The 26,968-nt window shown below is 74.2% G+C and carries 25 protein-coding genes and 1 riboswitch; of the genes, 10 read left to right on the top strand and 15 right to left on the bottom strand.

The features are described from left to right. The first annotated feature begins 8 nt into the window (after positions 1–8). From ABZU43_RS16860 to ABZU43_RS16830, 7 genes are all read left to right on the top strand, one after another. Positions 9–1,229: an MFS transporter gene (locus ABZU43_RS16860; protein WP_355007430.1), complete on the top strand. Its 1,221-nt coding sequence runs from the start codon at positions 9–11 to the stop codon at positions 1,227–1,229. A gap of 141 nt (positions 1,230–1,370) precedes the next feature. Then, on the top strand, positions 1,371–2,129 hold the full coding sequence (locus tag ABZU43_RS16855) for a class I SAM-dependent methyltransferase (RefSeq protein ID WP_355007429.1): 759 nt from the start codon (positions 1,371–1,373) through the stop codon (positions 2,127–2,129). A 106-nt stretch (positions 2,130–2,235) separates the two neighbouring features. Then, positions 2,236–2,709: a CrcB family protein gene (locus ABZU43_RS16850; protein WP_355007428.1), complete on the top strand. Its 474-nt coding sequence runs from the start codon at positions 2,236–2,238 to the stop codon at positions 2,707–2,709. After that, a complete protein-coding gene (gene crcB / locus ABZU43_RS16845; protein WP_355007427.1) occupies positions 2,706–3,068 on the top strand; it encodes a fluoride efflux transporter CrcB in 363 nt (120 codons plus the stop codon). The genes ABZU43_RS16850 and crcB overlap by 4 nt, the downstream gene beginning before the upstream one ends. Before the next feature lie 113 nt (positions 3,069–3,181). Then, on the top strand, positions 3,182–3,706 hold the full coding sequence (locus ABZU43_RS16840) for a PadR family transcriptional regulator (RefSeq protein ID WP_091398392.1): 525 nt from the start codon (positions 3,182–3,184) through the stop codon (positions 3,704–3,706). Then, entirely contained in the window at positions 3,703–4,383 is a 681-nt protein-coding gene (locus ABZU43_RS16835) for an ABC transporter ATP-binding protein (RefSeq protein ID WP_355007426.1), read from the top strand. Before ABZU43_RS16840 ends, ABZU43_RS16835 begins: the two co-directional genes overlap by 4 nt. Beyond that, positions 4,380–6,536, top strand: coding sequence for an FtsX-like permease family protein (locus ABZU43_RS16830; RefSeq protein ID WP_355007425.1), 2,157 nt, complete (start codon positions 4,380–4,382; stop codon positions 6,534–6,536). The genes ABZU43_RS16835 and ABZU43_RS16830 overlap by 4 nt, the downstream gene beginning before the upstream one ends. Before the next feature lie 3 nt (positions 6,537–6,539). Here ABZU43_RS16830 and cobA read toward each other — a convergent pair whose 3' ends face one another. From cobA to ABZU43_RS16765, 13 genes are all read right to left on the bottom strand, one after another. After that, positions 6,540–8,240: a uroporphyrinogen-III C-methyltransferase gene (cobA, locus tag ABZU43_RS16825; RefSeq protein WP_355007424.1), complete on the bottom strand. Its 1,701-nt coding sequence runs from the start codon at positions 8,238–8,240 to the stop codon at positions 6,540–6,542. After that, entirely contained in the window at positions 8,237–8,833 is a 597-nt protein-coding gene (locus ABZU43_RS16820) for a precorrin-8X methylmutase (RefSeq protein ID WP_355007423.1), read from the bottom strand. Before ABZU43_RS16820 ends, cobA begins: the two co-directional genes overlap by 4 nt. Further along, positions 8,830–9,072, bottom strand: coding sequence for a 4Fe-4S binding protein (locus ABZU43_RS16815; RefSeq protein WP_355007422.1), 243 nt, complete (start codon positions 9,070–9,072; stop codon positions 8,830–8,832). Before ABZU43_RS16815 ends, ABZU43_RS16820 begins: the two co-directional genes overlap by 4 nt. Next, positions 9,069–10,796, bottom strand: coding sequence for a precorrin-3B C(17)-methyltransferase (gene cobJ / locus ABZU43_RS16810; RefSeq protein WP_355007421.1), 1,728 nt, complete (start codon positions 10,794–10,796; stop codon positions 9,069–9,071). Before cobJ ends, ABZU43_RS16815 begins: the two co-directional genes overlap by 4 nt. After that, the gene (gene cbiE, locus ABZU43_RS16805) at positions 10,793–12,160 is read right to left on the bottom strand and encodes a precorrin-6y C5,15-methyltransferase (decarboxylating) subunit CbiE (RefSeq protein WP_355007420.1); all 1,368 of its coding nucleotides are present in this window, start codon (positions 12,158–12,160) and stop codon (positions 10,793–10,795) included. Before cbiE ends, cobJ begins: the two co-directional genes overlap by 4 nt. Further along, positions 12,157–13,308, bottom strand: a complete 1,152-nt coding sequence (locus ABZU43_RS16800) for a cobalt-precorrin-5B (C(1))-methyltransferase (RefSeq protein ID WP_355007419.1) — start codon at positions 13,306–13,308, stop codon at positions 12,157–12,159. Before ABZU43_RS16800 ends, cbiE begins: the two co-directional genes overlap by 4 nt. Next, the gene (gene cobM, locus ABZU43_RS16795; RefSeq protein ID WP_355007418.1) at positions 13,305–14,129 is read right to left on the bottom strand and encodes a precorrin-4 C(11)-methyltransferase; all 825 of its coding nucleotides are present in this window, start codon (positions 14,127–14,129) and stop codon (positions 13,305–13,307) included. The genes ABZU43_RS16800 and cobM overlap by 4 nt, the downstream gene beginning before the upstream one ends. Then, positions 14,126–14,899 (bottom strand): precorrin-2 C(20)-methyltransferase, encoded by a 774-nt coding sequence (gene cobI, locus ABZU43_RS16790; RefSeq protein ID WP_355007417.1) that lies wholly within the window; start codon positions 14,897–14,899, stop codon positions 14,126–14,128. The genes cobM and cobI overlap by 4 nt, the downstream gene beginning before the upstream one ends. Next, positions 14,896–16,251, bottom strand: coding sequence for a cobyrinate a,c-diamide synthase (locus ABZU43_RS16785; protein WP_355007416.1), 1,356 nt, complete (start codon positions 16,249–16,251; stop codon positions 14,896–14,898). Before ABZU43_RS16785 ends, cobI begins: the two co-directional genes overlap by 4 nt. Further along, positions 16,245–16,856 carry a cob(I)yrinic acid a,c-diamide adenosyltransferase gene (gene cobO, locus ABZU43_RS16780; RefSeq protein ID WP_355007415.1) on the bottom strand — a complete coding sequence of 204 codons (612 nt, stop codon included), beginning with the start codon at positions 16,854–16,856 and terminating at the stop codon, positions 16,245–16,247. The genes ABZU43_RS16785 and cobO overlap by 7 nt, the downstream gene beginning before the upstream one ends. 87 nt (positions 16,857–16,943) lie before the next feature. Beyond that, positions 16,944–19,184, bottom strand: coding sequence for a magnesium chelatase subunit D family protein (locus ABZU43_RS16775; protein WP_355007414.1), 2,241 nt, complete (start codon positions 19,182–19,184; stop codon positions 16,944–16,946). Continuing rightward, the gene (gene cobN / locus ABZU43_RS16770) at positions 19,181–22,849 is read right to left on the bottom strand and encodes a cobaltochelatase subunit CobN (RefSeq protein WP_355007413.1); all 3,669 of its coding nucleotides are present in this window, start codon (positions 22,847–22,849) and stop codon (positions 19,181–19,183) included. The genes ABZU43_RS16775 and cobN overlap by 4 nt, the downstream gene beginning before the upstream one ends. Positions 22,850–22,973: 124 nt before the next feature. Beyond that, a complete protein-coding gene (locus tag ABZU43_RS16765) occupies positions 22,974–23,096 on the bottom strand; it encodes a hypothetical protein (protein WP_355007412.1) in 123 nt (40 codons plus the stop codon). 47 nt (positions 23,097–23,143) lie between these two features. Further along, a riboswitch (cobalamin riboswitch) is annotated at positions 23,144–23,273 on the bottom strand. A 341-nt stretch (positions 23,274–23,614) separates the two neighbouring features. Here ABZU43_RS16765 and ABZU43_RS16760 point away from each other — a divergent pair. After that, the gene (locus ABZU43_RS16760) at positions 23,615–24,331 is read left to right on the top strand and encodes an MBL fold metallo-hydrolase (protein WP_355007411.1); all 717 of its coding nucleotides are present in this window, start codon (positions 23,615–23,617) and stop codon (positions 24,329–24,331) included. A 105-nt stretch (positions 24,332–24,436) separates the two neighbouring features. Here the strand turns inward: ABZU43_RS16760 and ABZU43_RS16755 are convergent, their stop codons facing one another. Continuing rightward, positions 24,437–24,772, bottom strand: a complete 336-nt coding sequence (locus ABZU43_RS16755) for a hypothetical protein (protein ID WP_355007410.1) — start codon at positions 24,770–24,772, stop codon at positions 24,437–24,439. A 118-nt stretch (positions 24,773–24,890) separates the two neighbouring features. Here ABZU43_RS16755 and ABZU43_RS16750 point away from each other — a divergent pair, with 118 nt between their 5' ends. Together ABZU43_RS16750 and ABZU43_RS16745 are read left to right on the top strand one after the other, a co-directional pair. Then, positions 24,891–25,472 (top strand): RNA polymerase sigma factor, encoded by a 582-nt coding sequence (locus ABZU43_RS16750; RefSeq protein ID WP_355007409.1) that lies wholly within the window; start codon positions 24,891–24,893, stop codon positions 25,470–25,472. Next, positions 25,465–26,184: a hypothetical protein gene (locus ABZU43_RS16745; protein WP_355007408.1), complete on the top strand. Its 720-nt coding sequence runs from the start codon at positions 25,465–25,467 to the stop codon at positions 26,182–26,184. The genes ABZU43_RS16750 and ABZU43_RS16745 overlap by 8 nt, the downstream gene beginning before the upstream one ends. Here the strand turns inward: ABZU43_RS16745 and ABZU43_RS16740 are convergent. Further along, on the bottom strand, positions 26,181–26,957 hold the full coding sequence (locus tag ABZU43_RS16740) for a maleylpyruvate isomerase family mycothiol-dependent enzyme (RefSeq protein WP_355007407.1): 777 nt from the start codon (positions 26,955–26,957) through the stop codon (positions 26,181–26,183). The two genes, ABZU43_RS16745 and ABZU43_RS16740, sit on opposite strands and share 4 nt — an antisense overlap. Between the last annotated feature and the right edge of the window lie 11 nt (positions 26,958–26,968).

Raw genomic sequence — 26,968 nt, 5'->3', positions numbered from 1 at the left:
GGAAGACCATGTCCGTACCCCAGAAGTCCCTGCCGCCCGGCCTGATCGCGCTGGCCATCGGTGCCTTCGGCATCGGTCTCACCGAGTTCGTGATCATGGGGCTGTTGCCCGAGGTGGCCGCCGACTTCGCGGTCACCGAGCCGGTGGCCGGCTGGTTGATCTCCGGCTACGCGCTCAGCGTGGCCGTCGGCGGGGTCGCCCTCACCGCGGCGGTCACCCGCCTGCCGCGCAAACCCGTGCTGCTCGGCCTGATGGTGCTCTTCATCATCGGCAACCTGCTGTCCGCCGTCGCCGGCGACTACGCCGTGATGATGGCCGGCCGGATCGTCGCCGCGCTCTGCCACGGCGCGTTCTTCGGCATCGGCGCCGTGGTCGCCGCCGGCCTGGTCGCACCGGCCCGACGGGCGGGCGCCATCGCCATGATGTTCGCCGGTCTGACCATCGCCAACGTGCTCGGCGTGCCGTTCGGCACCTTCCTCGGGCAGCACTTCGGCTGGCGGTCGACGTTCTGGGCGATCACCGCCATCGGGGTGGTCGCCCTGATCGGGCTGGCCCTGCTGATCCCGGTGGGCGACACCACCAACGCCGACCGGCCGGCCGGTGGGCTGCGCGGGGAGTTGCGCGCCTTCACCCACCCGCAGGTCTGGCTCTCCCTGGTGATCACCGTCCTGGGCTTCGGTGGGATGTTCGGCGCGTTCACCTACATCGCCTACACGCTGACCGAGGTCAGCGGCTTCGCCTCCAGCACCGTGCCGTGGCTGCTCGTCCTCTTCGGCGTGGGGCTCTTCGCGGGCAACCTGCTCGGCGGCCGGGCGGCGGACAGGTCACTGTCGCGCACGCTGGTCACCGTCCTGGCGGTGCTCACCGTGGTGCTCGTCGGCTTCGCGCTGACGGCCACGAATCCGGCGCTGACCATCGTCGCGCTGGTGCTGATGGGCGGGTTCGGCTTCGCCACGGTGCCGCCGCTGCAAATGCGGATCATGCGGTACGCCCACCAGGCGCCGACCCTGGCGTCCGGGGCGAACATCGCCGCGTTCAACCTCGGCAACGCGTTGGGCGCGTGGATCGGCGGGGTGACCATCGCCGCCGGACTCGGCTACACCTCGCCGATCTGGGCCGGCGCCGCACTCACCCTCATCGGTCTGGTCGTACTCCTCGGCGCGCTGCGGCTGGCCCGCCGCGACGAGCCGGCGGGAGCCGAGGCGGAGCTGGCGGGGACCGCCGTCTGACCCGCCTCGACGACAACGCCGGGCCGGGCGGATGCCCGGCCCGGCGTCGCTTCGATCATCGCCCTGCCATCTTCTCGCAATTGCAAAAGATGTGCAACAAGGTCTGGACAACGCGTCGGCGGCGTAACTAGCCTGATCGCCATGAGTCCTTACATCGCAGATCCCTGGGCCTGGCAGGAAAGCTGGGACCGCCAGCAGGAAGCGTTCATGCCGGACCGTGAGCACCGGTTCACCGCCATGCTCGACACCGTCGACGCGGTCCTCGACGACCGACCGCCACGCGTGCTCGACCTGGCCGGCGGCACCGGCACCATCTCGCTGCGGACCCTCGCTCGCTTCCCCGCCGCCGAGACCACAGTGGTCGACCTCGACCCGGCGCTGCTCGCCATCGCCGACGCCTCGCTTGCCGACCGGGCCACCATCGTCACGGCCGACCTCGGCACCCCCGAGTGGCGCTCCACGCTGCCGCACCAGGAGTACGACGCCGTGCTCACCGCCACCGCCCTGCACTGGCTGCCGGCAGACCGGCTCGGGCAGCTCTACGCCGAGCTACGCGACGTGCTGCGGCCGGGCGGCGTCTTCGTCAACGCCGATCACATGCCCGACGACTCAGTGCCGGAGCTGACCAAGCGGCTGATGGACCGGGCCCGGGACCGGCGCAATGCCCGGTACGCCGCCGGCTCGGTGCTGTCCTGGTCGGACTGGTGGCAGCGCGCCGGCGCAGACCCGTCGCTCGCCCCGCTGGTCGCCCAGCGACACGCCATCTACCCGACCGGGCACAGCCCAGAATGGAACCCACCGGTCTCGTGGCACCTGGCCGCGCTCACCGCGGCCGGATTCAGCGAGGTGGGCACGGTCTGGCGAGGCGGCTCGGACGCCGCCGTCGCGGCGGTGCGCTGACCCGGCCGTCGCCGGCGGTGCGCTGACGCCCTGTCGCGGCGGTGCGTTGACGCCCTGTCGCGGCGGTGCGCGGACGCTGCCGTCGCCGGCACTACGCTCAGGAGCCGTGCCAGAGCCGTTCGAGCCGCGTACCGACCCCGACGTCGACCTGCGCGTCCCCGCCGACCGCCGCGAGTTGACCGCGCGCCCCGCGACGATCCTCGCCGCCATCGCGGCCGGCGGGGCGCTCGGCGCGCTGGCCCGGGCCGGCCTGCAACACGCCGTTCCGCACCCACCGACCGGCTTCCCGTGGGCCACGTTCACCATCAACACGGCCGGGTGTCTGCTGATCGGCGTACTGATGGCGGTGCTCGGGCACCTCGACGGTGGGCCCCCGCTGGCTCGCCCGTTCCTCGGAGTCGGGGTGCTCGGCGGGTTCACCACCTTCTCCACCTACGCGGTCGACGTGCAGCAGGCGATCGTCGCGGGCGCGCCGGGCACGGCGCTGACGTACCTCGCCGCGACGGTGCTCGGTGCGCTCGTGGCGGTCGCCCTGGGCGACGCCGTCACCGCCGGGCTGCTGCGTCGGGTGACCCGATGACCGTCCTGCTCATCGCACTGGGCGCGGCGGTCGGCGCGCCGCTGCGTTACCTCACCGACCGGGCCGTGCAGTCCCGGCACGGCTCGGCGTTCCCCTGGGGCACGCTGCTCGTCAACGTGGCCGGGTCGCTGCTACTGGGCGTCCTGGTCGGGTGGCCGGTCGGCCCGGCGGTGAGCGCGTTGCTCGGCACCGGGTTCTGCGGCGCGCTGACCACCTACTCCACCTTCAGCTACGAGACGCTGCGGCTGACCACTGACGGCCATCGGCTCCTCGCGCTGGCCAACGTGCTCGGCAGCGTGGCCGCCGGACTCGCCGCGGCCACCACCGGCTACGCAGTGGCCCGCGCCCTGATCGGCTGACCGCACACCGGCCGCGCCCATCCCCATCCCCCAGCAACGCCTGGACCAGGCGTTCCTCACGAACACCCCGAGGGTATATACGCGAGGTATACCCTCGGGGTAGTCTCCTCGGCATGAGCGTGCCACTGACTCTTCTCGGCCTCCTCGAACGGGAGCCCAGCCACGGTTACGACCTGAAGCGCGACTACGACGCCTTCTTCGGCCGGGGCAAGCCACTGCCGTTCGGCCAGGTCTACTCCACCCTCAGCCGACTGGCCCGCGACGGCAAGGTGGTGATCAGCGACGTCGCTCCCGGCTCCGGCCCCGACCGCAAGCGCTACATCATCACCGACGTCGGCGCGACCGAGGTCGAGCAGTGGCTGACCCAACCGGTCGACCCGGAACCGCACCTGCAGACGGTGCTCTTCGCCAAGGTCGTGCTCGCGCTCATGCTGGACCGCCCGGCCGCCGAATACCTCGACACCCAGCGCAGCGCGCACCTGCACCGGATGCGTGAGCTGACCGAGATCAAGCGCGCCGGCAGCCTGGTCGACGCGCTGCTCGCCGACCACGGCCTCTACCACCTGGAGGCGGACCTCCGGTGGATCGAGATGACCGGCGCCCGACTGGACGCCCTACGCAAGGAGGTGCGGCCGTGAGCGTCGTCATCGAGGCACGCGACGTGACGTTCGCCTTCGGCCAGACGCCCGCCCTGCGCGGCGCGAGTGTCGCCGTGGAGTCGGGCGAGATCCTCGCCGTCATGGGCCCCAGCGGCTCGGGCAAGTCCACCCTGTTGCACTGCCTGGCCGGCATCCTGGTGCCCGACTCCGGGGAGATCCTCTTCGACGGGGCGCGGATCGACGCCCTGGCCGAGACCCAGCGCAGCAGCCTGCGCCGGGACCGCTTCGGCTTCGTGTTCCAGTTCGGTCAACTCGTCCCCGAGCTGACCGCCGTGGAGAACGTCGCGCTGCCGCTCCTGCTCAGCGGCGTACGCCGCAAGCAGGCGCTGCCGAAGGCGAGAGCCTGGTTCGCGCGCCTCGGGCTGGACGGCCTGGAGCAGCGGCGCTCGGGTGAGCTCTCCGGCGGGCAGGCGCAACGGGTCGCCCTGGCTCGCGGCCTGGTCGCCGAGCCGCAGGTGCTCTTCGCCGACGAGCCCACCGGCGCGCTCGACTCGCTCACCGGCGAGGAGGTGATGGACCTGCTGGTCGGCGCCGCCCGCGAGCAGGGCACCACCGTCATCCTGGTGACCCACGAGCCCCGGATCGCCGCGTACGCCGACCGCGAGGTCATGGTCCGCGACGGGCGCGTGAACGCACCGGACCGGGTCGCCTCATGATCCGCTTCGGGCTCCGTCTCGCCGTGGCCGGCGGCCGCGAGGCGCTCACCCGGCTCGTCGTCATCGCCGCCGCCGTCGCGATCGGCAGCGGTCTGCTGCTGACCACCCTCGCCGGGGTCAACGCGGTCAACTCCCAGCTCACCCGGTACGCCTCGATCTATCCCAACGCCTCGCCCGTCGGCGACGCCGATCCTCTGTGGTGGTCGACCCGGGAGGACTACTTCCACGGCGAGCAGATCATCCGGATCGACGTGGCGCCCAGCGGACAACGCGCGCCCACCCCGGTCGGCATCCCAACCATCCCTGGCCCCGGGGAGTACTACGCCTCGCCCGCGATGCGCGACCTGCTGGCCACTCACCCGGCCGACCACCTGGGCGAGCGTTACCCGGGGCGCGACCTCGGCACCGTCGGCCCAGCCGCGCTGACCTCCCCGGACACCCTGCTCGTCATCATGGGTGGCACGCCGGACCAGGTCGCCGCACTGCCCCTCGTCCGGCAGATCACCACCGTCGGCGACACTCCCGCGCTTCCCGAAACCACTGTGAACCTCATCCTGGGCGTGATCGCCGGAGGGCTGCTCTTTCCGGTGCTGATCTTCATCGGCACGGCCACCCGGCTCAACGCCGCCCGCCGGGAGCAGCGCTTCGCCGCGATGCGACTGGTCGGCGCGACACCCCGCCAGATCTCGATGGTCGCCGCCGTGGAGGCGGCCGCCGCCGCAGTCGCCGGCACCGCCGTCGGCTTCGGCCTGTTCTACGCGTCGCGCGGCTCGATGGCGGGCATACCGTTCACCGGCATGCCGTTCTTCCCCAGCGACATGTCGCTGGGGGTGCTGGACATCCTGCTCGTGGCGCTCGGCGTTCCGGCCGGCGCGGCGCTGGCGGCGCAGGTCTCGCTGCGCCGCGTACGGATCTCGCCGCTGGGCGTCACCCGGCGGGTCACTCCCCGCGCGCCGCGCGCGTACCGGCTGATCCCGATCCTGCTCGGTGTCGCCGTGCTGTTCTTCGCCATCGGCTTCCGGCCCGAGACGTCCGACGGCCAGGCGGCGGTGTTCCTGCCCGGCCTGCTGCTCATCATGGCCGGCCTGGTCTTCGCCGGCCCGTGGTTGACGATGGTCGGCGCCCGGGTGATGGCCCGGTACGCCAACCGCCCCGCCACCCTCATCGCCGCGCGTCGCCTCGCTGACAACCCGAAGGCCGGTTTCCGGGCGATCAGCGGCATCATGCTCGCGCTCTTCGTGACGAGCGTGGCCGTCGGGGTGATCACCACGATCGTCACCAACCGCGGCCCGGCACCGGTCGGCTCGACCGAGGCGGGACAGGTGTCGCTCTACCTTCCTGAGGACGCACCGGCGACGCCTGACTCGCTCCTCACCGAGCTGCGCTCGATCACCGGCGTGCAGTCCGCAGCTGCGGTGCGCGAGAACCCGGACTGGAAGAGCGCCAGCGAGCCCGGCCTGATCGCGTGCGCCGAGATCCCGAGCGCGTACGGCCGGTGCGCCGACGGCGCCATCGTCGCCGAGGTGGCGACGGGTCTCATCCCCTTCCGGGAGTCGGCGTCGTCCACCAGGGTCTGGCCCGCCGCGTCGGTTCCACTCGGCAGTCTCGAACAGCTGCCGGTGATGACGATCGTCGTCGACACGGACGGATCGGCAGCCGCCGTCGAACGCTCACGTACCGCCCTTGAGGCCGCCTTCCCTGCCTTTCGGGTGGCGCCGAACGTGCCCGGCGACTTCGAGTCGGAGTTCGCCAACACGCTGCGCGCCTGGGAACAACTGGCCAACGTCGTCATCATCGCCAGCCTCGCGCTCGGCGGTTGCAGCCTCGCGGTCAGCGTGATCGGCGGTCTCACCGAGCGCAGACGCCCGTTCAGCCTGCTGCGGCTCAGCGGCGCTCCGGTGCGGGTCCTGCGTCGGGTGGTGGCGTTGGAGAGCGCCGTGCCGATGCTCGCCGTCGCCGCCGTCGCCATCGGGATGGGTTTCCTCGCCGCCCACCTGTTCCTGCGGGCGCAGATGGGCTACACCCTGGTCGCGCCGCAGCCGGGCTTCTACGTGATCGTCGTCGTCGGGTTGGCCGCCTGCCTCGGCGTCATCGCCTCCACCCTGCCGCTGCTGGAACGGATCACCGGGCCGGAGACCGCCCGCAGCGAGTAGTGGTCACCCCGTCGGCCCGGTGGTGGTGAGAGCTACCACCGGGCCGAGGACGAAGACGGCAGGTGGGCCGACGCCCTCCCGGGCGACGACAGCGCCGATCTCGTCCAACCGGGCGGGCACCGATCGCTGGTCGGGCAGCCCGGCGTCCTGCACGGCGAGCACCGGGGTCTCCGGGGCACGACCGTGCTCGATCAGCACGGTCGCGATCTTGGCGATGGTGTCGACGGCCATCAGCAGCACGACGGTGCCCCGGGCCCGGGCCAGCGCCGCCCAGTCGACGAGCGAGTCGGGGTGCCCGGGCGGCAGGTGCCCGGAAACGACTGTGACGTCGTGCGCCACGCCCCGGTGCGTCACCGGCACGCCGGCGAGGGCCGGTGCGGCGAGCGCGCTGCTCACCCCGGGGACCACGGTCACCGGCACGCCGGCCGCCGCGCAAGCCTGCACCTCCTCGTGGCCGCGCCCGAAGACGTACGGGTCACCGCCCTTGAGCCGGACCACCCGGCGGCCGGCGCGGGCGTGCGACACCAGTGCCTCGTTGATCGCCTCCTGGGCCATCGACGGGCCACGGGGCACCTTCGCGGCGTCGACGACCAGCACGTCGGGGCGCAGCCCGGCGAGCAGCCCCTGCGGGGCGAGCCGGTCGACCACAACGACGTCAGCGGCGTCGAGCAGCGCCTTCCCGCGTACCGTGATCAGGTCGTCGGGCCCCGGCCCGCCGCCGACCACGGCGACCGAGCCGTGCCCGTGGTCGTGGTCGTGGTGGTCGTGCCCGTGGTCGTGATGGTGGTGGTGGCCGACCGGGTCGTCGGGGTGGTCGTGCGGGCGTTGCGGACGACCCACCTTGTCCGCGAAGCCGGGCATCAACACCCGGTACGCGCAGGTGTCGCAGTTCATCCTGATGTCCCCACCCAGCGCCTCGGCGTACCGCTCCAGGACGAGGTCGGCGAGGGCGTCACAGTCGCCGATCACCTCGGCGACGCGGACGTCCAGGTCGGGGTGGGCGGCGGCGAACTCCGCCGACTGGGCGACGATCCGGTCCGGCAGCACCCCGGCGAACAGGAAGTACGGTGCCACCACGATCCGCCGCGCGCCGAGGCGGCGCAGGCGCTCCAGCACGGCCGGCACCGACGGCTGCGCCAGGGAGATGAACCCCGGCTCCACGCCCTCGTAGCCACGTCCCTCCCAGAGCAGCCGGGCGACCTTGGCGACCTCGGCGTTGGCGTCCGGGTCGGTGGACCCCCGCCCGATCAACGCCACCCACGTGTCGGCCCGGTCGGCACCAGCCGGCTCCGTGTCGGCCCGGTCGGCACCGGACAGCACCGTGTCGGCCCGGTCGGCACCGGACAGCGCGGCGTCGATGCGCTGTTCGAGGGCTTCGTGCAGCAGCGGGTGGGGGCCGAGCGGGCGGCCGTAGCGGTAGCTCAGCCCGGGGTGGCGCTGCTGCTCCCGGGCCATCGCGGCGGGGATGTCGCCCTTGCCGTGACCGGCGCCGGTCAGCACCAGCGGCAGCGCCACCAGGGCGCGGTGCCCACGGGCGACGAGCGCGCCGACCGCGTCGGTCAGCGGCGGACGGGACAGCTCGATGAAGCCACCCTCGACGTCGCCGATGTCGCCCCGACGACGGACCCGCTCGACGAGAGCGGCGAACTGCTCGACCCCGGCCGCGCTGCGCGTACCGTGCCCGACGATGACCAACCCGGTCATGACTTCTCCTCGACGTAGAGCAGGGCGTTGAGGGCGGCGGCGGCGACCGCCGAGCCACCCTTCTCCCCCACGTTGGACACGGCGGGCAGGCCACTGGCCCGCAGCGCCGCCTTCGACTCGGCGGCCCCCACGAAGCCGACCGGCAGGCCCACCACGAGCGCCGGTGCGGCGTCCACCGTGAGCAGTTCGACAAGCGCGGTGGGCGCGCAGCCGACCACCCAGACCGCCCCGGTTCCGACCCGCTCCACTGCGATCCGGACGGCCGCCGCCGAGCGGGTGATCCCGGCCGAGCGGCCCAGCGCGGCGGCGGCCGGCTCGGCGACCGGGCAAACCAGTTCCAGGCCGGCCCGGGTGATGCCGGCGGCGACCATCGCCACGTCGGTGACCACGGGCGCCCCGGCGCGCAGCGCCGCCAGCCCCGCTTCCAGGGCGGCCTCGTAGCAGACCAGTTCGTCGACGTACGCGAGGTCGGCGCTGGCGTGCACCACCCGCTCGGTCACCGCGCGGGTCAGCGGCGGCAGGTGCGACAGGTCGACGCGCTCGCGCAGGATGCGGTACGACTCGGCCTCGATGGGGTGCACCACCCGGCTCATCGGGCTCCTTCACAGGGGTCGGGCTCGACGACGCGGATCGCGTCAGGGTCAGCGACGACGCGGATCGCGTCAGGGTCAGCGACGACGCGGATCGCGTCGACCGGGCAGATCTCCAGGCACTCCAGGCAGCCCGTGCACCGGTCGGTGCGGACCGTCAGGCCGCCGGCGACCGGCCGGATCGCGTGCGTGGGGCAGGTGAGCAGACACGCGCCGCAGCCCTGGCAGGCGTCGATCGTCACGAGCGCCACCGGTACCCCCGGGGTGTGACCATCCGGCCGGCGACCAGCCGCGTGTCGCTGCTGCCCACGACCACGACGCTGTACATGTCGACGATGGCTGGGTCGAGCGTGGCGAGGGTCGCGAGGTGCACCTGTTCGCCGGGGCGGCTGGCGTTGCGCACCACGCCCACCGGGGTGTCCGGTGACCGGTGCGTGGCGAGGATGCCGAGCGCCTTGCCGAGCTGCCAGTCGCGGGCCCGGCTGCGCGGGTTGTAGAAGAGCGTCACGAAGTCGCCCTCGGCGGCGGCGGTGACCCGCCGCTCGATGACGTCCCACGGGGTGTGCAGATCGGACAGGCTCACGTAGGCGTGGTCGTGGCCGAGGGGCGCGCCGAGCAGCGCCCCGGCAGCAAGGGCGGCGGTGACCCCGGGGACGCCCACCACCTCGATCCGCTCGTCGGCGTACTCCAGGGCGGGGCTGGCCATCGCGTACACCCCGGCGTCGCCGGAGCCGATCAGCGCGACCGCCCGGCCGGCGGCGGCCTCGGTGACGGCGGCGCGCGCCCGCGCCTCCTCCGCGCCCAGCCCACTGGAGAGCACCCGGGTGCCGGGGCGGAGCACGTCGCGGACCTGCTCCAGGTACTGGTCGAGGCCGACCACCACGGCGGCGCGGCGTAGCTCGGCGACCGCCCGGGGGGTGCGCAGGTCGGCGGCGCCCGGCCCGAGGCCGACGACGGCCAGCCGGCCGCGTGGCGCGTGCCGGGCCACCGCGACGGTGGCCATCGCCGTCGCGGTCTTGCCCACCAGCAGCGTCGCGTCGTCGGCCCGGCCGTGCGGGCCGAGCAGGGCCGCGGCCTCCGCCACGCTCGGCGTGCCGACCGCGGCCCGGACCACCTCGCTGGGGTGCGGCACGTCGACCGCCGCCAGCCGCGTCGCCGGCCAGGTCACCAGGGGTACGCCGAGCGCGTCGACCGTGCTGCGGATGCCTGCCTCGTCGGCCTTGATGTCGGCGGTGGCCAGGCAGCGCAGGCTCGCCGGGTCGAGGCCGGCCTCGGCCAGCACCCGGTGCAGCAGCTCCGCCACCTCGGCGGCGGGTACGCCCCGACTCGCGCCCACGCCGGCGACCAGCGACGGCGGCCGCAGCACGGCGGTCCGCTCGTCGGGGGACACGACCCGGTCGGTGACCAGCAGCCGGTACCCGCCGTCCGTCGGGTCCTCGTCAGCCGCGCGCACGTTCGGGGGCAGGGCGGGTAGCGGCCAGTCGGCGTCGGCGATCAGCCGGACCGGCTCGCCGTCCAGGATGGCCCGGGACACCGCGGCGACAGCGCCCTGCACGGGCCAGCCGAGGGTGTCCAGCCCCGGCAGGTCGACGGCGTCGGTGGCCGTGGTGATCACCGGTCGGGCGTCCAGCAGGGCGGCGACCTGCTCGGCGAGGGCGTTGGCCCCGCCGGCGTGCCCACCGAGCAGCGCCACCGCGTGCCGGGCGGCCTCGTCGACGACCACCACCGCCGGGTCGGTGCGCTTGTCGTCGAGCAGCGGCGCGACGATCCGTACCACCGCCCCGGTGGCCAGGAACGCGATGACCGCGTCACACCCGGCCCAGGCGGTCCGCAGCGCGTCGGCGACGGTCTCCCCCTCGACCAGCCGGGCGTGCGGCCAGGCGGCGGTCAGTGTGTCGGCGTGCCGGCGGCCGGCTGCGGTGGCCGCCACCAGGCCGATCCGGGCGGGCGGGTTCTGTTCGGTCACTGGCGCTCCCCGGTGAGGACGACCACCGGGTTGGTGGCCGCGAGGCGGATCGACCCGCCGGGCAGGTCGGCGAGGCGGGCGGCGGAGAGCTGGCTGCCCTCGACCGTGTAGCCGGCGGCGCGCAGCAGACCCACGGACGGTGCGACCCGGTCCAGTGCGGCCAGGGTGAGCACCACCCGCTCGGGTCGGCGGGCCGCCACGGCGGTGAGGACGTCGACACCGCCACCGCCGACGAAGACCGCGTCGGGCTCGGGGAGGCCGGCCAGTGCCGCCGGGGCACGTCCGCTGATCAGTCGGACGTGCACGGCGTGCGCCGCGGCGTTGGCCCGGATGGTGGCACCGGCGTCGGCGTCCTGTTCGACGGCGAGCACTGCCGCGCCGAGCAACGCGCACTCGATGCCGACCGAGCCGCTGCCCGCCCCGATGTCCCAGATCAGCCGGCCCAGTCGAGGGCGTAGCCGGGCGACGACGAGGGCGCGCACCTCCGACTTCGTGATCATGGAGTCGCGGTGGGCGTACCGGTCCTCCGGCAGCGCCCAACCGCCGGCCGGCGCGGCGGCGGGCTGGTTGTCGGCGCGCATACCGGCCGTACCTCGATCTGGCAGGGCGGGCGCGGACCAGGCGGGCAGGGCGGGGGTTGACGTGGACCCGGCGGGCGCGGGGTCGGCGGGCGCGGGGTCGGCGGGCGCGGGGTCGGCGGGCGCGGACCCGGCCGGTACCGGGTCGGCGAGGCTGAGCAGGACGTGCGGGTCGGCCCAGGTCTCGGCGGCGGCCTGCTCAGGGGTCACCGCGCGGATCCGTTCGGCGGCGGTGCCCAGGTGCTCGGCGACCAACAGGCGGCGGGACCAGCCGATCAGGCCGGCGCCCAGCTCGGCCGCGCCGGCGCCGGGCGCGGTGAGCACCGCGACCAGTGGCAGCGCCCGGCAGGCGTTCAACGCCGGGCGCGGATCGCGGCCGTGCGCGGTGACCACGGCGGCGCCGTCCCAGGGCAGCCCGGCGCGGGCGAACGCGGCGGCCACACTGGACACCGCCGGCACCACCCGCAGCGGCAGCCCGGCCGCGCGCAGCCGCCGGACGATGCCGAACAGGCCGGGATCGCCGCTGGCCAGCACCACGGCCGGCACCCCGGCGTCGACGGCCTCGGCGAGGCGGCGCAGGGCGGGGGCGAGCGGCCCGAGGGCGATGGTGTCCGCGCCGGCCGGTACGGGCACCGCGGCCAGGTGCCGGGCGGCCCCGACCACCAGCCCGGCGGTGGCCAGCACCGGTGCGAGCGCGGGGTGCGGGGGTGCGCCCGCCGCGTCCAGGCCGACCACTGACACGGCGGTCACCGGGGCCGGTGGGGTCGCCGAGGCCATCCGCGTCATCGGGGCCACCGGCCGGACGAGGCGACGACGTGCGCTCCGGCGAAGTCGACCATCGCCACGTCGACTGTCACCGTGGGCCCGGCGAAGCGCCGCAACACCGCCTGGACCCGCTGGCAGAGCAGGTCGCCGGCCGGGGCGAGCAGCCCGGCGGCCTCCCACAGCTCGTACGCGTGTCGCCCGGTGTTCGCCTCGGTCACGGCGGCGACGAGCGACGGGTCGCCGCCGGCCTCGGCGGTCACCGCGCCGAGCAGGGAGAGGTCCACAGTGGAGCGGGTGTAGTGGGTCATCAGGATGCCGGCCGCCAGTTTGGCGAGCTTGCCGGCCATGCCGACGAAGACCACACCGGTCATGGCGTCACCCACCGCAGCGGTCACCGCGGCCCCGGTGAAGTCGCCGACCTCGACGAAACAGACCTCGGGCAGGTCGGGCAGGAGCGTACGGGCGGCCCGCTCGGTACGCCCACCGGTGCAGAGCACCACTGTCGGCTCGCCCTGGGCGGCCATCACGTGCACGGCCTGCACGACGCTGGCCCGCCACGACGCGGTGGAGAAGGGGCGGACGATCCCGGTGGTGCCGAGGATCGAGATGCCACCGAGGATGCCGAGGCGACGGTTGGTGGTCTTGCGGGCCATGACCTCGCCGCGGGGCACGCTGATCACGACCCGGACTCCGACCTCGCTGAGGTCGACCACCTCGGCCACGGCGTCGCCGATCATCTGGCGGGGGGTGTCGTTGATCGCCGGGCCGCCGACCGCGAGCCCGAGACCGGGTTTGGTGACCGTGCCGACGCCGGCACCGCCGGCCAGCCGCAGGCCGGGCACGTCGGTCCAGTTCACCGTGGCGGTCAGCTCGGCGCCGTGGGTGACGTCCGGGTCGTCCCCGGCGTCCTTGATTACCACCGCCTCGGCCCGAACCGGTGGGGTGCCGGTCACCTCGCAGCGCTCGACCGGGAAACGCACCCGGCGTCCGGCCGGCAGCCCGATCTCCACCTCCTGCTGGCTGCTGCCGGTGACCAGCGCGGTGACCGCGGCCTTCGCCGCCGCCGTCGCGCACGCGCCGGTGGTCCAGCCGGTGCGCAGAGCGGTGGGCCGGACCTTCGCGGTACGCGGCAGATCCGGCTCGCGCAGCGGCGGCTCGGCGTACGTCATGGGGTTTCTGTTTCTCCGGCGCGGGCGCGGCGCAGCTCGGCGCGGGCGGCCGGCTCGGCCCGGCGGAAGGTGTGGAAGTGCCCGGGGTGGTAGAGGTGCGAGCGGGTGCCCTCGGCGGCGAGGGCCGGGCCGACCAGGAAGAGGGTGTGCTTCCACAGCTTGTGTTGCTTGACCGTCGCCTCCAGGGTGCCGACGGTGCAGCGCACCACCAGTTCGTCGGGCCAGGTCGCCTGGTACGCCACCACGGCCGGCGTGTCGTCGGGGTAGCCGCCGGCCAGCAGCTCGGCCTGCACCTGCCCGGAGCGGGCGGCGGAGAGGAACAGCGCCATCGTGGTGCCGTGCCGGGCGAAGTCCCGGACCCGCTCGCCGGGCGGCATCGGGGTCTTGCCGCCTTCGAGGCGGGTGAGGATGACCGACTGGGCCACCTCGGGCACTGTCAGCTCCCGTCCGATGATCGCCGCGACGGCGGTGAACGACGACACCCCGGGCACGATCTCGACGGCCAGTCCGAGCGCCCGGCACAGGTCCAGTTGCTCCTGCACCGCGCCCCACAGCGCCGGGTCTCCGGAGTGGATCCGGGCCACTGTCAGCCCCTGCTCGGCGGCGCGCTGGTAGAGCGGCAGCACACCCTCGATGGGCAGCTGCGACGAGTCGACGATCTCCGCGTCGGGGCGGGCGTGGTCGAGCACGTCGGCGTGCACCAGGCTGGCCGCCCAGATCACGATGTCCGCCTCGGAGATCACCCGGGCGGCCCGCAGGGTCAGCAGGTCCGCCGCCCCCGGGCCGGCTCCGACGAACCACACGGTGCCGTCGCTGGTCACAGCTTTCCTCCTCGGTGCTCGCGGCGGGCCGGAACCAGCAGCGTCGACAGGTACGGCAGGTCGTGCCCGGTGTCGTCGACCGGCCCGACGCCTTCGCCGGGGAGCCCCAGGTCGCGTCCGAGCACGGCGTCGGCGAGGCGACCCTGCCGGCGCAGCTCGGCGAGCAGTTCCGGGTGCCGCCGCCAGCCCTTGTAGACCACCACGGTGCCCGGCCCGGCGAGGGCGTCGGCAAAGAGCGCCAGGCCCGCGGTGGCCGGGAGCAGGGTGAGCGGTTCGCGTCCCTCACAGAGCGGGGTGCCGCTGCGCGCCGCCAGCTCCTGCATGGCGGTGACGCCGGGCACTGTCGCCACCCGCACCGCCGGGCGCAGCGCGCGGACACTCTGGGCCAGGTAACCGAAGGTGGAGTAGACGTTGGGGTCGCCGATGGTGGCGAACGCCAGCGACCGCGCGCCCGCATCGATCGCCTCGACCACCACCCGGGCGGCGTCGTCCCAGGCCGCCGCCCTGCGCGGGGTGACCCCACCCCGGTCGTCGAGCGCGAACGGCAGCCGACGCAGCCGGTCGCTCGCGACGTGCTCCCGCACTGTCGCCTCGGCCCGCCCGGCGTCCGCACCCGGCGGCGTCGCGCCGGCGGTCGCGGTGGGCGTGACCCGGTCCGCCATCACGGGTACGAAGACCAGGTCGGCCTCGCGCAGCAGCCGCACCGCCTTGACGGTGAGCAGTTCCGGGTCGCCCGGGCCGACGCCGACCCCGGTGAGCGTGGCGCTCATCGGGCCGCCTCGACCAGTCGGCGGGCCGCGTCCGGGTGACCGGCCCAGTGGGTGTGCAGGTAGGAGGCGTGTACCCGGCCGGCCACGAAGCCGTGCGGGGTGTCGTTCCACTGCCACGCCGGCGCGTCGCCGTACCCCGGGTCGGTGGTGGTGCGGTGGAACTCGTGGCCGCGTACCGGCTCGCCGGCGCGCGCCACCGGGGAGCCGGTGACGGCCACCGCCTCCCGGTAGCCGAGGGTGAGCCGGTCGGTCATCCGGGCGGTCAGGTCCAGCCGACCGCACATCGGTACGCCGTCCAGGGACCGCCCGAGGTAGAGCAGCCCGGCGCACTCGGCCACGATCGGCCCGTCGAAGTCGGCCAGCTCGGCGCGGAGCGCGGTGTTGTCGGCGAGCGCCTGCGCGTACGCCTCGGGGAAGCCCCCGCCGATCACCACAGCCCGGGTGCCGGTGGGCAGGGCCGGGTCGCGCAGCGGGTCGACGGTGACGACGTCCGCGCCGGCCGCGGTGAGCAGTTCGGCGGTCTCCGCGTACGAGAAGGTGAAGGCCGGGCCACCGGCGAGCGCGACCCGTGGCCGTTCGAGGCCGACCGGCCCGCCGACGGCGGCGACCGGGTCCCAGGCCGCTGTGGTCAGCGGCGGGGCGGTCCGGGCCAGGTCAAGCACGGCGTCGAGGTCCACTGTGGCCTCGACCAGCTCGGCGAGCGCGGTGACGATCGCGACGGACTCGGGTGCCCGCTCGGCGACCGGCACCAACCCGAGGTGCCGGGCCGGCGCGGCCACCTCGGCGGCGCGGGTCACCGCCCCGAGCACCGGTACGCCCACCTCGGCGAGGGCGTCACGCAGCAGCGTCTCGTGCCGGGGTGAGCCGACCCGGTTGAGGATCACCCCGCCGATCCGTACCGCCGGGTCGAACGCGGCCATGCCGAGGGTGAGCGCGGCGGCCGACCTGCCCTGCGCGGTGGTGTCCAGCACCAGCAGCACGGGTGCCTCGATCAGCCGGGCGACGTGCGCGGTGGAGGCGAAGTCGCGGCGGCCCACCGCGCCGTCGTGCAGGCCCATGACGCCCTCGACGACGGCGATGTCGGCGGGCGTGGGGACGCTCGCGCCGTGTCGCAGCAGGGCGGCGATCCGGTCGGCTCCGACGAGGAACGGGTCGAGGTTGCGCCCTGCCCGCCCGGCGGCGAGGGCGTGGTAGCCGGGGTCGATGTAGTCGGGCCCGACCTTGTGTGGGCTGACCGTCAGGCCCCGCCGGCGCAACGCGGCGAGGAGCCCGGTGGCCACCGTCGTCTTGCCGTGGCCGCTGGCCGGGGCGGCGACCACCACCCGGGGCAGCGCCCAGTGCGCGGTCACCACTCGATGCCCTTCTGGCCCTTCTGGCCGGCGTCCATCGGGTGCTTGACCTTGGTCAGCTCGGCGACCAGGTCGGCGGCGGCGACCAGGCGCGGGTCGGCGTCCCGGCCGGTGATCACGACGTGTTGGAAGCCGGGGCGGTCGGCCAGGGTGGCGACCACCTCGTCGACGTCCACCCAGCCCCACTTCATCGGGTAGGTGAACTCGTCCAACACGTACAGCCCGTAGCGCTCGGCGGCCAGGTCGCGCTGGATCTGCCGCCAGCCCTCCAGGGCGTCGGCGGCGTGGTCGGCGTCGCCGCCGCGCTGGATCCAGGACCAGCCCTCGCCCATCTTGTGCCAGGCCACCGGCGCGCCCTGGCCGGTGCGCTCGTGCACCTCGCCGAGCGCCCGGAAGGCGTTCTCCTCCCCCACCCGCCACTTGGCGCTCTTGACGAACTGGAACACCCCGACCGGAAGACCGGCCGTCCAGGCCCGCAACGCCAGCCCGAAGGCCGCCGTCGACTTCCCCTTCATCTGCCCGGTGTGGACGATCAGCAGTGGCCGGTGCCGCCGCTGCCGGGTCGTCAACCCGTCCTGCGGCACCGAACTCGGCTGTCCCTGCGGCATCAGCCCGTCCCCCGTCCCGCGGCCACTCCCGTGCCCGCCTCTTCCGCGATCTTGCGGTTTCTGTTGGTCATATGCGCACTTCGCCCTCTATGCCGCGACAGGAAGTGCAAGATCGCGGGGGTGGGTGAGGGCTTCCAGGGGAGTTCGGGGGGCCTTCAGCTGGGTGGCCAGGCGGGCGGCCAGGTGCAGGCGGACCGGACCCGTCTCGCAGTCGACGACCACGCACGGCGCGCCGGTGGCGGCCAGGACCGCTGCCGCCGCTGCCGCCCGGTCCAGCGGGCGGGTGCCAGCCGTGGCCCTCCCATCGGTGACGATGAGGACCAGTGGGCGGCGCTTCGGGTCGCGCAGGCGCTCCACCCGCAACAGGTCCGCGGCGGCGAGCAACCCCTCGGCCAGCGGCGTACGCCCGCCGGTCGGCAGCTCGGCCAGCCGGGTCGAGGCGGCCAGCACCGACGAGGTCGCCGGCAGCAGGGTCCGGGCGCCGGCACCCCGGAACGCGATCACCGCGACCTTGTCCCGCCGCTGGTACGCGTCGGTGAGCAGGGCGAGCACCGCGTCCTTCACAGTGGCCATCCGCTGCCGCGCGCCCATCGAGCCGCTCGCGTCCACCACGAACAGCACCAGGTTGCCCTCGCGCCCCTCACGAACCGCCTCGCGCAGGTCGTCCCGGCGCAGTCGCAGCGGACCGGTGAGCCGGCCCCGGACCGCCTGGTGTGGCGCGGCGGCGCGGATCGTGGCCGGCAGGTGCAGCGCGCCGACCCGACCCGCCGGTACCCGGGCGCCGGTGGTGCGACCCCGCCCGGTGCGGGCCCGAGACCGTCGGCCCGGCACCCCGTCACCCAGGCCGGGCGCGGTGAGCACCCGCGCCCTCAACCCACCCCGGGGTACGGCCACCGGCTGGGACTTCCCGCCGCGGGTCGGGTCGTCGGCACCGGTCGCCGAATGCCCGCCACCGCGCGGGCGCGAGTCCCTGCCGTCGTCACCCCGATCGGCCTGCTGGTGCTGCGGCCAACCGTCGTCGTCGCTCCGGTCGCCCGGCTGGCGCTGCGGCCAGCCGCCGGTGCCGTCCGGCCCGTCGGTGCCAGCGCCATCACGCGCCGTCGGGTGCTCCGCCGAACCCGGTCCACCCTGGTCGACGCTGCGGTCGCCGCCCTGCGGTCCGCCGCCATGTGGTCCGCCGCCATGTGGTCCGCCACCGTTCGGGCCACCGCCACCGGCCGGGCCGCCGCCCTGCGGGCCGCCGTCCGGGTCAGTGTCGTCGGGTCCGCGGTCGTCGGGGCCGGCGTCGTCCGGGTCGTCGGGGTGGGCGTCCTGGGCGCGCTGCAACGCCTCGTCGAGGCGCTTCTCGTCCAGCCCCGGGGTGTCGAACGGGTCGCGGCGGCGGCGGTGCGGCAGGGCCAACCGGGCCGCCACCCGGACGTCGTCGATGGTGACCCGGTCCCGGCCGTGCCAGGCGGCGTGGGCGAGGGCGGTACGGGCGGTGACGATGTCGGCCCGCATCCCGTCCACGTCGAACGCCGCGCACACCTCGGCGATCTGCCGCAACGCGGCGTCCGGCAGTCGTACCCCGGGAAGTCGGCGGCGGGCGGCAGCCACCTGGTCGGCGATCTCCGCGTCGGCGTCGGCCCAACGGGCGGCGAAGCCGACCGGGTCCGCGTCGGCGGCCAGCCGGCGGCGGACCACCTCGACCCGGATCTCCGGGTCCCGGCTGGCGCCCACCTCCACAGTGAGCCCGAACCGGTCGAGCAGCTGCGGGCGCAGCTCCCCCTCCTCCGGGTTCATCGTGCCGACCAGCAGGAACCGGGCCGCGTGGCTGACCGAGACGCCCTCCCGCTCGACGTGGCTGCGGCCCATCGCCGCCGCGTCGAGCAGCAGGTCGACGAGGTGGTCGTGCAGCAGGTTGACCTCGTCGACGTAGAGCACACCCCGGTGCGCGGCGGCGAGCAGGCCCGGCTCGAAGGCGCGTACCCCCTCGCCGATCGCCTTTTCCAGATCCAGCGCACCGACCACCCGGTCCTCGGCGGCGCCCACCGGCAGCTCGACGAGGCGGGCCGGACGGGTCTCGGCGGCGACGTCGGCCGGGTGCGGGCCGTCCGGGCAGGCCGGGTCGGGCTCGGCCGGGTCACAGCCGAAACGGCAGCCGGCGACCCGCCGCACCGGGGGCAGCAGCGCGGCGAGAGCCCGCACGGCGGTGGACTTGGCGGTCCCCTTCTCACCCCGGACCAGCACCCCACCGATCGCCGGGGAGACCGCGTTGAGCAGCAACGCCAGCCGCATGTCGGCCATGCCGAGCACCGCGCTGAACGGGTAGGTCGTGGTCCCAGTCATGCCCGGTCCTCCAGGTCGCCCTCACTGGCCAGGTACGTGTCGCGCAGCCGGTCGAGGGTGGCCGGCTCCGGCTTGGCCCACAGCCCCCGGTCGGCGGCCTCCAACAGGCGTTCGGTGATGCCGCGCAACGCCCACGGGTTGGACGTCTCCAGGAACTCCCGGGTGGTCTCGTCGAAGAGGTACGCGGCGGCCAGGTGCTCGTACATCCAGTCGTCGACCACACCGGCGGTGGCGTCGTAACCGAACAGGTAGTCCACTGTGGCCGCCAGCTCGAACGCGCCCTTGTAGCCGTGCCGGCGCATCGCCGCGATCCACTTCGGGTTGACCACCCGGGCCCGGAACACCCGCCGGGTCTCCTCACCCAGCGTGCGGGTGCGCACGTCGTGCGGCATCGCCGAGTCACCCACGTACGCCTGTGGTGACGTTCCGGTGAGGTGGCGGACCATCGCCACCATCCCGCCGTGGTACTGGAAGTAGTCGTCGGAGTCGACGATGTCGTGCTCACGGGTGTCCTGGTTCTTCACCGCCACCGCGATCCGGGCGAACGAGCGCTCCATGTCGGCGCGCGCCTCCCGCCCGTCCAGGCCCCGGCCGTACGCGTAGCCGCCCCACACCGCGTACACCTCGGCCAGGTCGGCGTCGCTGCGCCAGGTCCGGGCGTCGATCAGGGGCAGCAGCCCAGCGCCGTACGCGCCGGGCTTGGAACCGAAGATCCGGGCGGTGGCCCGCCGCTCGTCGCCGTGCTCGGCGAGGTCGGCGGCGACGTGCGCCCGCAGGTAGTTCTCCTCGTCCGGCTCGTCCAGGGCGGCGACCCGCCGGACGGCGTCGTCGAGCAGCGCCACCACGTGCGGAAACGCGTCGCGGAAGAAACCGGAGATGCGCACTGTGACGTCGACGCGCGGGCGGCCCAGCTCGGCGGTCGGCACCACCTCGATGCCGGTCACCCGCCGGGACCTGTCGTCCCAGACCGGCCGGCAGCCCAGCAGCGCGAGCACCTCGGCGATGTCGTCGCCCTGGGTCCGCATCGCGCTGGTGCCCCAGACGGTCAACCCCACCGAGCGGGGGTACGCGCCGGTGTCGGCGAGGTGCCGGGCCAGCAGTGAGTCGGCGAGGGCCACCCCGACGTCCCAGGCGTTGCGGCTGGGGATGGCCTTCGGGTCGACAGAGTAGAAGTTGCGGCCGGTGGGCAGCACGTTGACCAGGCCCCGGGTGGGTGAGCCGGACGGGCCGGGCGGCACGAACCTGCCGTCCAGCGCCCCGAGGGTGTTGGTCAGCTCGTCGGTGGTCCGGTCCAGTCGGGGCACCAGCTCGGTGGCGGCGAAGTGCAGCACCGCGGCGACCTCCGGGATCGGCCGACCGGTCACCTCCGTCACCACGGCGTCGATGGTGTCCACCGCCCAGTCCAGGGTCTCCATGCCGACGACCAGCCGCCGGGCGAGGGCCTCGATCAGGTCGATCGCATCGGCGGCGGTGCCGGCCGGCCCGTCCACCACGTCGGTCAGCGCCGCGGGCAGTGCCAGTCGCTGTCCCGGCGACGCGAGCAGTTCCTGCTCGTCGAGGGAGTACGCGACGGCGAGGGCCTGTCGCAGGCCGGGCAGGGCGCGGGCGCCGCCCCAGATCTGCGGGGCGCGCAGCACCGCGAGGACCAGGTTGACCCGGGGCTCGCCGGTGGGCGCGTCGGCGAGGATGTGCAGCCCGTCGCGGATCTGCACGTCCTTTATCTCGCACAGGTACCCGTCGAGGTGCAGCACGAAGTCGTCGAAGTCGTCCGCGTCGGGCATCGCCTCGGCGTGCAGGTCGTGGTGCAGCTCGGCGGCGCGCACCAGGTCCCAGATCTGCGCCCGTACGGTGGGCACCTTGGCCGGGTCGAGGGCCTGCACCGTCGCGTACTCGTCGAGCAGTTGTTCCAGTTTGGCCAGGTCGCCGTAGGTCTCGGCGCGGGCCATCGGCGGGACCAGGTGGTCGACGACCACTGCGTGCGCCCGCCGCTTGGCCTGGGTGCCCTCGCCGGGGTCGTTGACGATGAACGGGTACACCAGCGGCAGGTCGCCGAGGACCGCGTCGGGCGCGCAGTCGGCGGCCAGGCCGAGGCCCTTGCCGGGCAGCCACTCCAGGGTGCCGTGCTTGCCCAGGTGCACCACGGCGTCCGCGCCGAAGCCGCCGTCCGCGACCGGCGCGGTCAGCCAGCGGTACGCGGCCAGGTAGTGGTGACTCGGCGGCAGGTCCGGGTCGTGGTAGATGGCGATCGGGTTCTCCCCGAAGCCACGGGGCGGCTGGATCAGCAGCACCACGTTGCCGAAGCGCAGCCCGGCGAGCACGATGTCCCCGCCCTCGGTGTACAGCTCGCCCGGCGGCTCACCCCAGTGCTCCCGCATCCGCTCGCGCAGCTCGGCCGGCACCTGGTCGAACCACCGCTGGTACGTCGGCCCCGGTATCCGGGCCTCGGCGGCGGCCAGCTGCTCCGGGGTGAGCCACTCCACGTCGTGACCACCGGCGGCGATCAGCGCGTGGATCAGTGCGTCGCCGTCGTCGGGCGGCGGCGCGTCACCCAGGTCGTAGCCGGCCTCGGCCAACGCGGCGAACAGCCGGACCGCCGACACCGGGGTGTCCAACCCGACGGCGTTGCCGACCCGGGAGTGCTTGGTGGGGTACGAGCTGAGCACCACGGCGACCCGCTTGTCGGCGTGCGGCACGTACCGCAGCCGGGCGTGGCGTACCGCGATCCCGGCGACCCTCGCGGCCCGCTCGGGATCGGCGGCGTAGACCGAGAGCCCGTCGGCGTCGATCTGCTTGAACGAGAACGGCACTGTGACGATCCGGCCGTCGAACTCGGGGATGGCCACCTGCATGGCGGCGTCCAACGGGGACAGGCCGGCGTCGCTGTCGGCCCACTGCGCGCGGGTGCTGGTGAGGCAGAGCGCCTGGATGACCGGCACGTCCAGGGCGGCCAGGGCGCCGACGTCCCAGGCGTCCTCGTCGCCGCCACCGGAGGCGTCGGCGGCGACCGCGCCGCCGGCCGCGAGCACCGTGACCAGCAGCGCGTCACAGCGGGCGAAGAGCCCGAGTGGTCCGGCGCCCGCTGTCAACCCGCGCAGCGAGCCGCAGAAGATCGGCAGGGGGTTGCCGCCGGCCTGGCGGACCGCGTCAGCGAGCACGTCGACGAATCCGGTGTTGCCGGCGAGGGCGTGCGCCCGGTAGAAGACGATTCCCACTGTGGGCCGATCCGGGTCGGCGGGGTGGTCGCCGTGCACGCCGTACGCCGGGGTGGGCGCGGGTGCGGCGAACCCCTGGCCGGTGAGCAGCACCGTGTCGGAGAGGAACCGGGCCAACTGTCCGAGGTTGTCCGGGCCGCCCTCCACGAGGTACGCCAGCGACTGGGTGACGACCCCGGACGGCACTGTGGAGATGGCCATCAGCTCCGCGTCGGGCAGCGCCTCACCGCCGAGCACGACAGTCGGCACGCCGGTGGCGAGCACCGCGGCGAGGCCGTCCGGCCACGCCTGCCGCCCGCCGAGCAGGCGTACGACGACGAGGGCGACCCCGTCGAGCAGGGCGGGCACCTCCTCGGCGGCGACTCGGGCCGGGTTGGCCAACCGGTAGTCGGCGCCGCTGGCGCGGGCGGCCAGCAGGTCGGTGTCGGCGGTGGACAGCAGCAGGATGCGCACGGCAGGCTCCGGAGAGTGACGCCCTGGGCCCTCACGAGGGCGACCTGGACGAAGCGGGTGGGTACGGCGTCAGCCGGTACGACGGCCCGGGCGAACGGCGCACCGACGCATGGGTCGGGGCCGGTCAGCGCCGGGCGATCAGCTCAGCGGTGCCGGTGGCCGGTGTCCGGTGTCCGGTGTCCTTGGAATGCACTGCCTGCAGTGCGAGACGACGATAGTCGTCGATGAATGAGACGCCGTGCGTCATCGGGTCCTCCTCGGGTGTCCACGCCCTGGGGTACGTCCCGACGGCCGAAGTATCCTGGCTTCCGGATCGACGCTCTCCCCCGGCCTTCCAACCGCAGACACACGGCCGTGACTCACGAGGGGGGATCGCTCCCCGGTGACAGTGGCGGGACCGCGTCGGATTCGCACCGACTTCCTTCACTGCCGTCAGGCCGCGAATGCTGCCACACCGCCGCGCCGCCGGTCAACGCCGGCCCGGCCCCGCCAGGCGGACGGCATTCATCGAGCTTCAGCGATTGGTGCAGGCGCGACTCCGCGCGGCGTAATGCCCCAGATCAATGTGCGACGTCCTTTGCTCTGCTTACCTATACGCGCCGGGCACGGAGGGTCACCGGCGCCTATAGGTAAGCAGAGCAAAGGATGGCCGAACCAGCTCTCACCTGCGCCGATCATCCGGCAGGGCGGTGCCGGCCGAAACCCTCACCTAGGATCGGCGAACGCCACACCAGTGTCCGCGATCAATCTCGGAGGTCGATCACCATGGTCGCCCCGCAGTTCCACCACCTGGCGGGCCGGGTCTGGCTCTGTCCGGGCGATCCCGACCCGGAGGCGGTCCAGGCCGGCGTCGCCGTCGTCGCCGACGAACGCGGCAGTGTGATGATCGACGCCGGGCAGAGCCCCGCGCACGCCCGCGAGATCCAGGGCGCGCTGGCCGCCGCCGGGCTCCCGGAGCCGCGTTGGCTGGTCTACACCCACCATCACTGGGACCACGTGTGGGGCGCCTGCGCCTGGCCCGGCGTGGAAATCGTCGGGCACGAGACGGCCGTGTCGCTGCTGCGCGCCGAGGCCGCCCGACCGTGGAGCCACCGCTACCTGCAAGAGCAGGTACGCGCCGATCCCCGCCTGCGCCCGAGCTTCCAGGCCCGCGCACGCGCGATGCCGTCCTGGGAAGACTTCGCCATCCTGCCGCCGACCCGGACCTTCGCCGACGTGGACGAGCTGCCGGTCGGGGTTCGGCTACGCCACGTCGGGGGCGGGCACGCACCGGATTCGGCAGTGGTGCTGGTGCCCGACTCGGGGGTGATGCTGCTGGGCGACTGCTTCTACCCGCCGCCGGCGCACCTGCGCCGACCGGAGGACGGCCTCGACGTCGACCTGGTCCGACGACTGCTCGACAGCACCTACCACTGGTACGTCTCCAGCCACGCCGACCCGATGACGTTCGAGCAGGCCCGCTCAGCCGTCGAGGGCGCCTGATCCAGCCGGCAACGCCCTTCCAGCACCGAGTGCGGGCGCCTCAGGCCGGCACACCGTTCATCTTCAGAACGATGAAGCCCCGGCCACGAGCGTCCGGGCTGCGCCTCAGCGGGCGTGCCGTTCCGGGTGGGCCCGGCTCCAGGTCCGCATCCGTTCCGGGTAGCCGGTGCGCCCGGCCTCGTACAGCGGCACCGCGTGCTTGCGGGCGATGGCCCCGGCCGCGCGGGGCGTTCCGGTACGGCGGCGGATCCACTCGCCGTCGTGAGCGATCGCCACCACTGTGGTGTCCGTCGCGGTCGTCTCCGGTTCCAGGTAGAACTCCACCCCGTGCCGGGTGGCCACGAACGCCTCCAGCGCCGCGAGGTCGTCGCGGGTCGCCTCCCGGTCCAGCTTCGTCGGGGTCGCCTCGGCACCCCGTGACCGGCGGTTGAACCAGCTCATGCCCGCCCCTCTCCTCGACGTCCCTCCAGTGGAGCACCGATTCCTGGCAATACGCTGCACGGCGGATGGGAGCAACCTGACCCACGCCGGGTGGAACCCGCAGCGGGTGGGCGGTGTCATGAGTGTGATCCGAACGGAGGCTCCCCTGGACGACGAGACGCTCGTCACCCGCGCTCGGGCAGGTGACCTGGAGGCGTACGACCTCCTGGTCACCCGGCACACCGCGTCCGCGTACCGGACCGCGGTGCTGCTCGGCGCGGGCTCGGACTCCGAGGACGTCATCCAGGAGGCGTTTGTGAAGGCGTACCGGAAGCTGTCCCGTTACCGGGGTGACGCGTCCTTCCGGTCGTGGCTGCTCGCGATCGTCGCGAACGAGACCCGCAACCTGCACCGCTCCCGTGGCCGGCGCGACGGGCTCGTCCTGCGGGCGGCGGCAGCGGACCCGAGGTCTGAGATCGCCGAGGACGACGCGGTCGCCGCGGTCCTCGCCGGGGAGCGCCGGAGGTCGCTGGTGCAGGCGCTGCGGCAACTGCCAACACGGGACCGCGAGGTCATCGTCTGCCGGTTCTTCCTCGACCTCACCGAGGAGGAGACGGTGTCGGCTCTGGGCTGGCCCCGGGGCACAGTGAAGTCGCGTACGTCCCGGGCGCTGGCGAAGCTGCGCGGCCTGCTCGACAGTGCGGAGGTCCGGCATGGGTGACCTCGAACGGGAACTGCGCGACCTGTCCGCCTGGCTGGACACCCCTGATCCGCCCGACGTGACCGCCCGTGTCCGCGTACGACTGGGCACGCCCGCGCCCCGGCGGCGGCGGTGGCGGTCGCTCGCCGCGGTGGCGTTCGTCGCCCTGCTGGTGGCGCTGTTGCCGCCGACTCGGGCCGCCATCGCCGACGCCGTCACGGGGCTGCTGCGCTTCGCCGGGGTCAGCATCGCCACCTCACCCGCCCCGGTGCCGCCCGGCGGCACCGCGTCGCCGTTGCCCGGGCAGCGGACCGTCGCCCTGGCCGAGGCCCAGCGGGCGGTGCGGTTTCCGATCCGCCTACCGGCGAAGCTGGGCCCGCCCGAACAGGTACTGGTCGCCGACCCCGACGCCGCTGGCCGGTACCGGGTGGCGACGCTGCTCTACGACGGAGGCGCGCTGCGCGTCGACGCGTTCGACGGTCACCTCGACCTGGCCTTCCACAAGGAGATCACCCCGCCGGGCGCGAACTGGGTCCAGGTGAACGGCGACTTCGCCGTCTGGGTCGACGGCCCACACGCGGTGTCCTACGTGGACCGGGCGGGTGGGATCCGCAGGGAGACCGCCCGACTTGCCGCCTCGACGCTGATCTGGCAGGACAACGACGTGAGCTACCGGCTTGAGGGGGCCCTCACCAAGGCCGAGGCGATCGAGGTCGCGCGCTCACTGGGCTAGTGCGCGTTCGGGTCCCAGTCCGCTAGCTGCTCCATCGGCTTGGTGTCGCCGGTGGTTTCCAGGCCGTCGAGCGGGACGCGATCGTAGAGGTAGAGGACCATGTCGCTCGCTGCGCCTCGCATCGCCATGTCGCCCGGCTCCGCGTCGGCGGCGAGGTCGTCGCAGCGGACGCCGTCGGCGTCGAGGGTCAGGCGCCAGGAGCGGCCCTCGGCCGTGTGCAGGTCGATGGTCGCCGGCTCGAACGGCCAGGGGACGGTCGTCGCCGCGACGGTCGTCAGGAACTCGTCGACGCCCTCGACCGCGACGTCCGTCGGCAGCGGCTGCGCCGCCCCCTGGGTGAGCTGCACGTCGTAGGTGTGGACGGCCAGTTCCTGGACCTGGTGCCGGGCCACGGCTCCGCTGGTCTCCGGGGCCTGCGAGCGGCCCCACCAGGTCCAGCAGCCGCGGTCCGGGCCGGCCTCGCGCATAGCGTCGAGCATGAGCTCGGTCGACTCGGCGAGCCAGGCGTCGAGGGCCTCGCGGTTGCGGGGCGCGGTCGGGGCGCCCTTCGGGTCCGTCCTCGTCGGGGGCTCGGCGCCCGGGCCCGCCGCGACGATGACGGCCTGGCGACGGCGGCCGTCGCCGAGGTGCTGCGCCAGTTCGCGCAGCGTCCAGTCGGGGCAGGTCGGGACCTGGACGTCAAGGTCGGGGGCGGACGCGATCGCGGCGCGGAACGCCGCCGAGCGGCCTTCGATCAGCCGCAGGACCTCGGGGAACTCCACAGTGTTCGGCACCACGGTTGTCT

The sequence above is a fragment of the Micromonospora sp. NPDC005205 genome, assembly GCF_040608275.1.
Taxonomy (GTDB): Bacteria; Actinomycetota; Actinomycetes; order Mycobacteriales; family Micromonosporaceae; genus Micromonospora.
The sequence above is the reverse complement of the archived record's forward strand: the minus strand, read 5'-3'. Positions and strand labels throughout refer to the sequence as shown.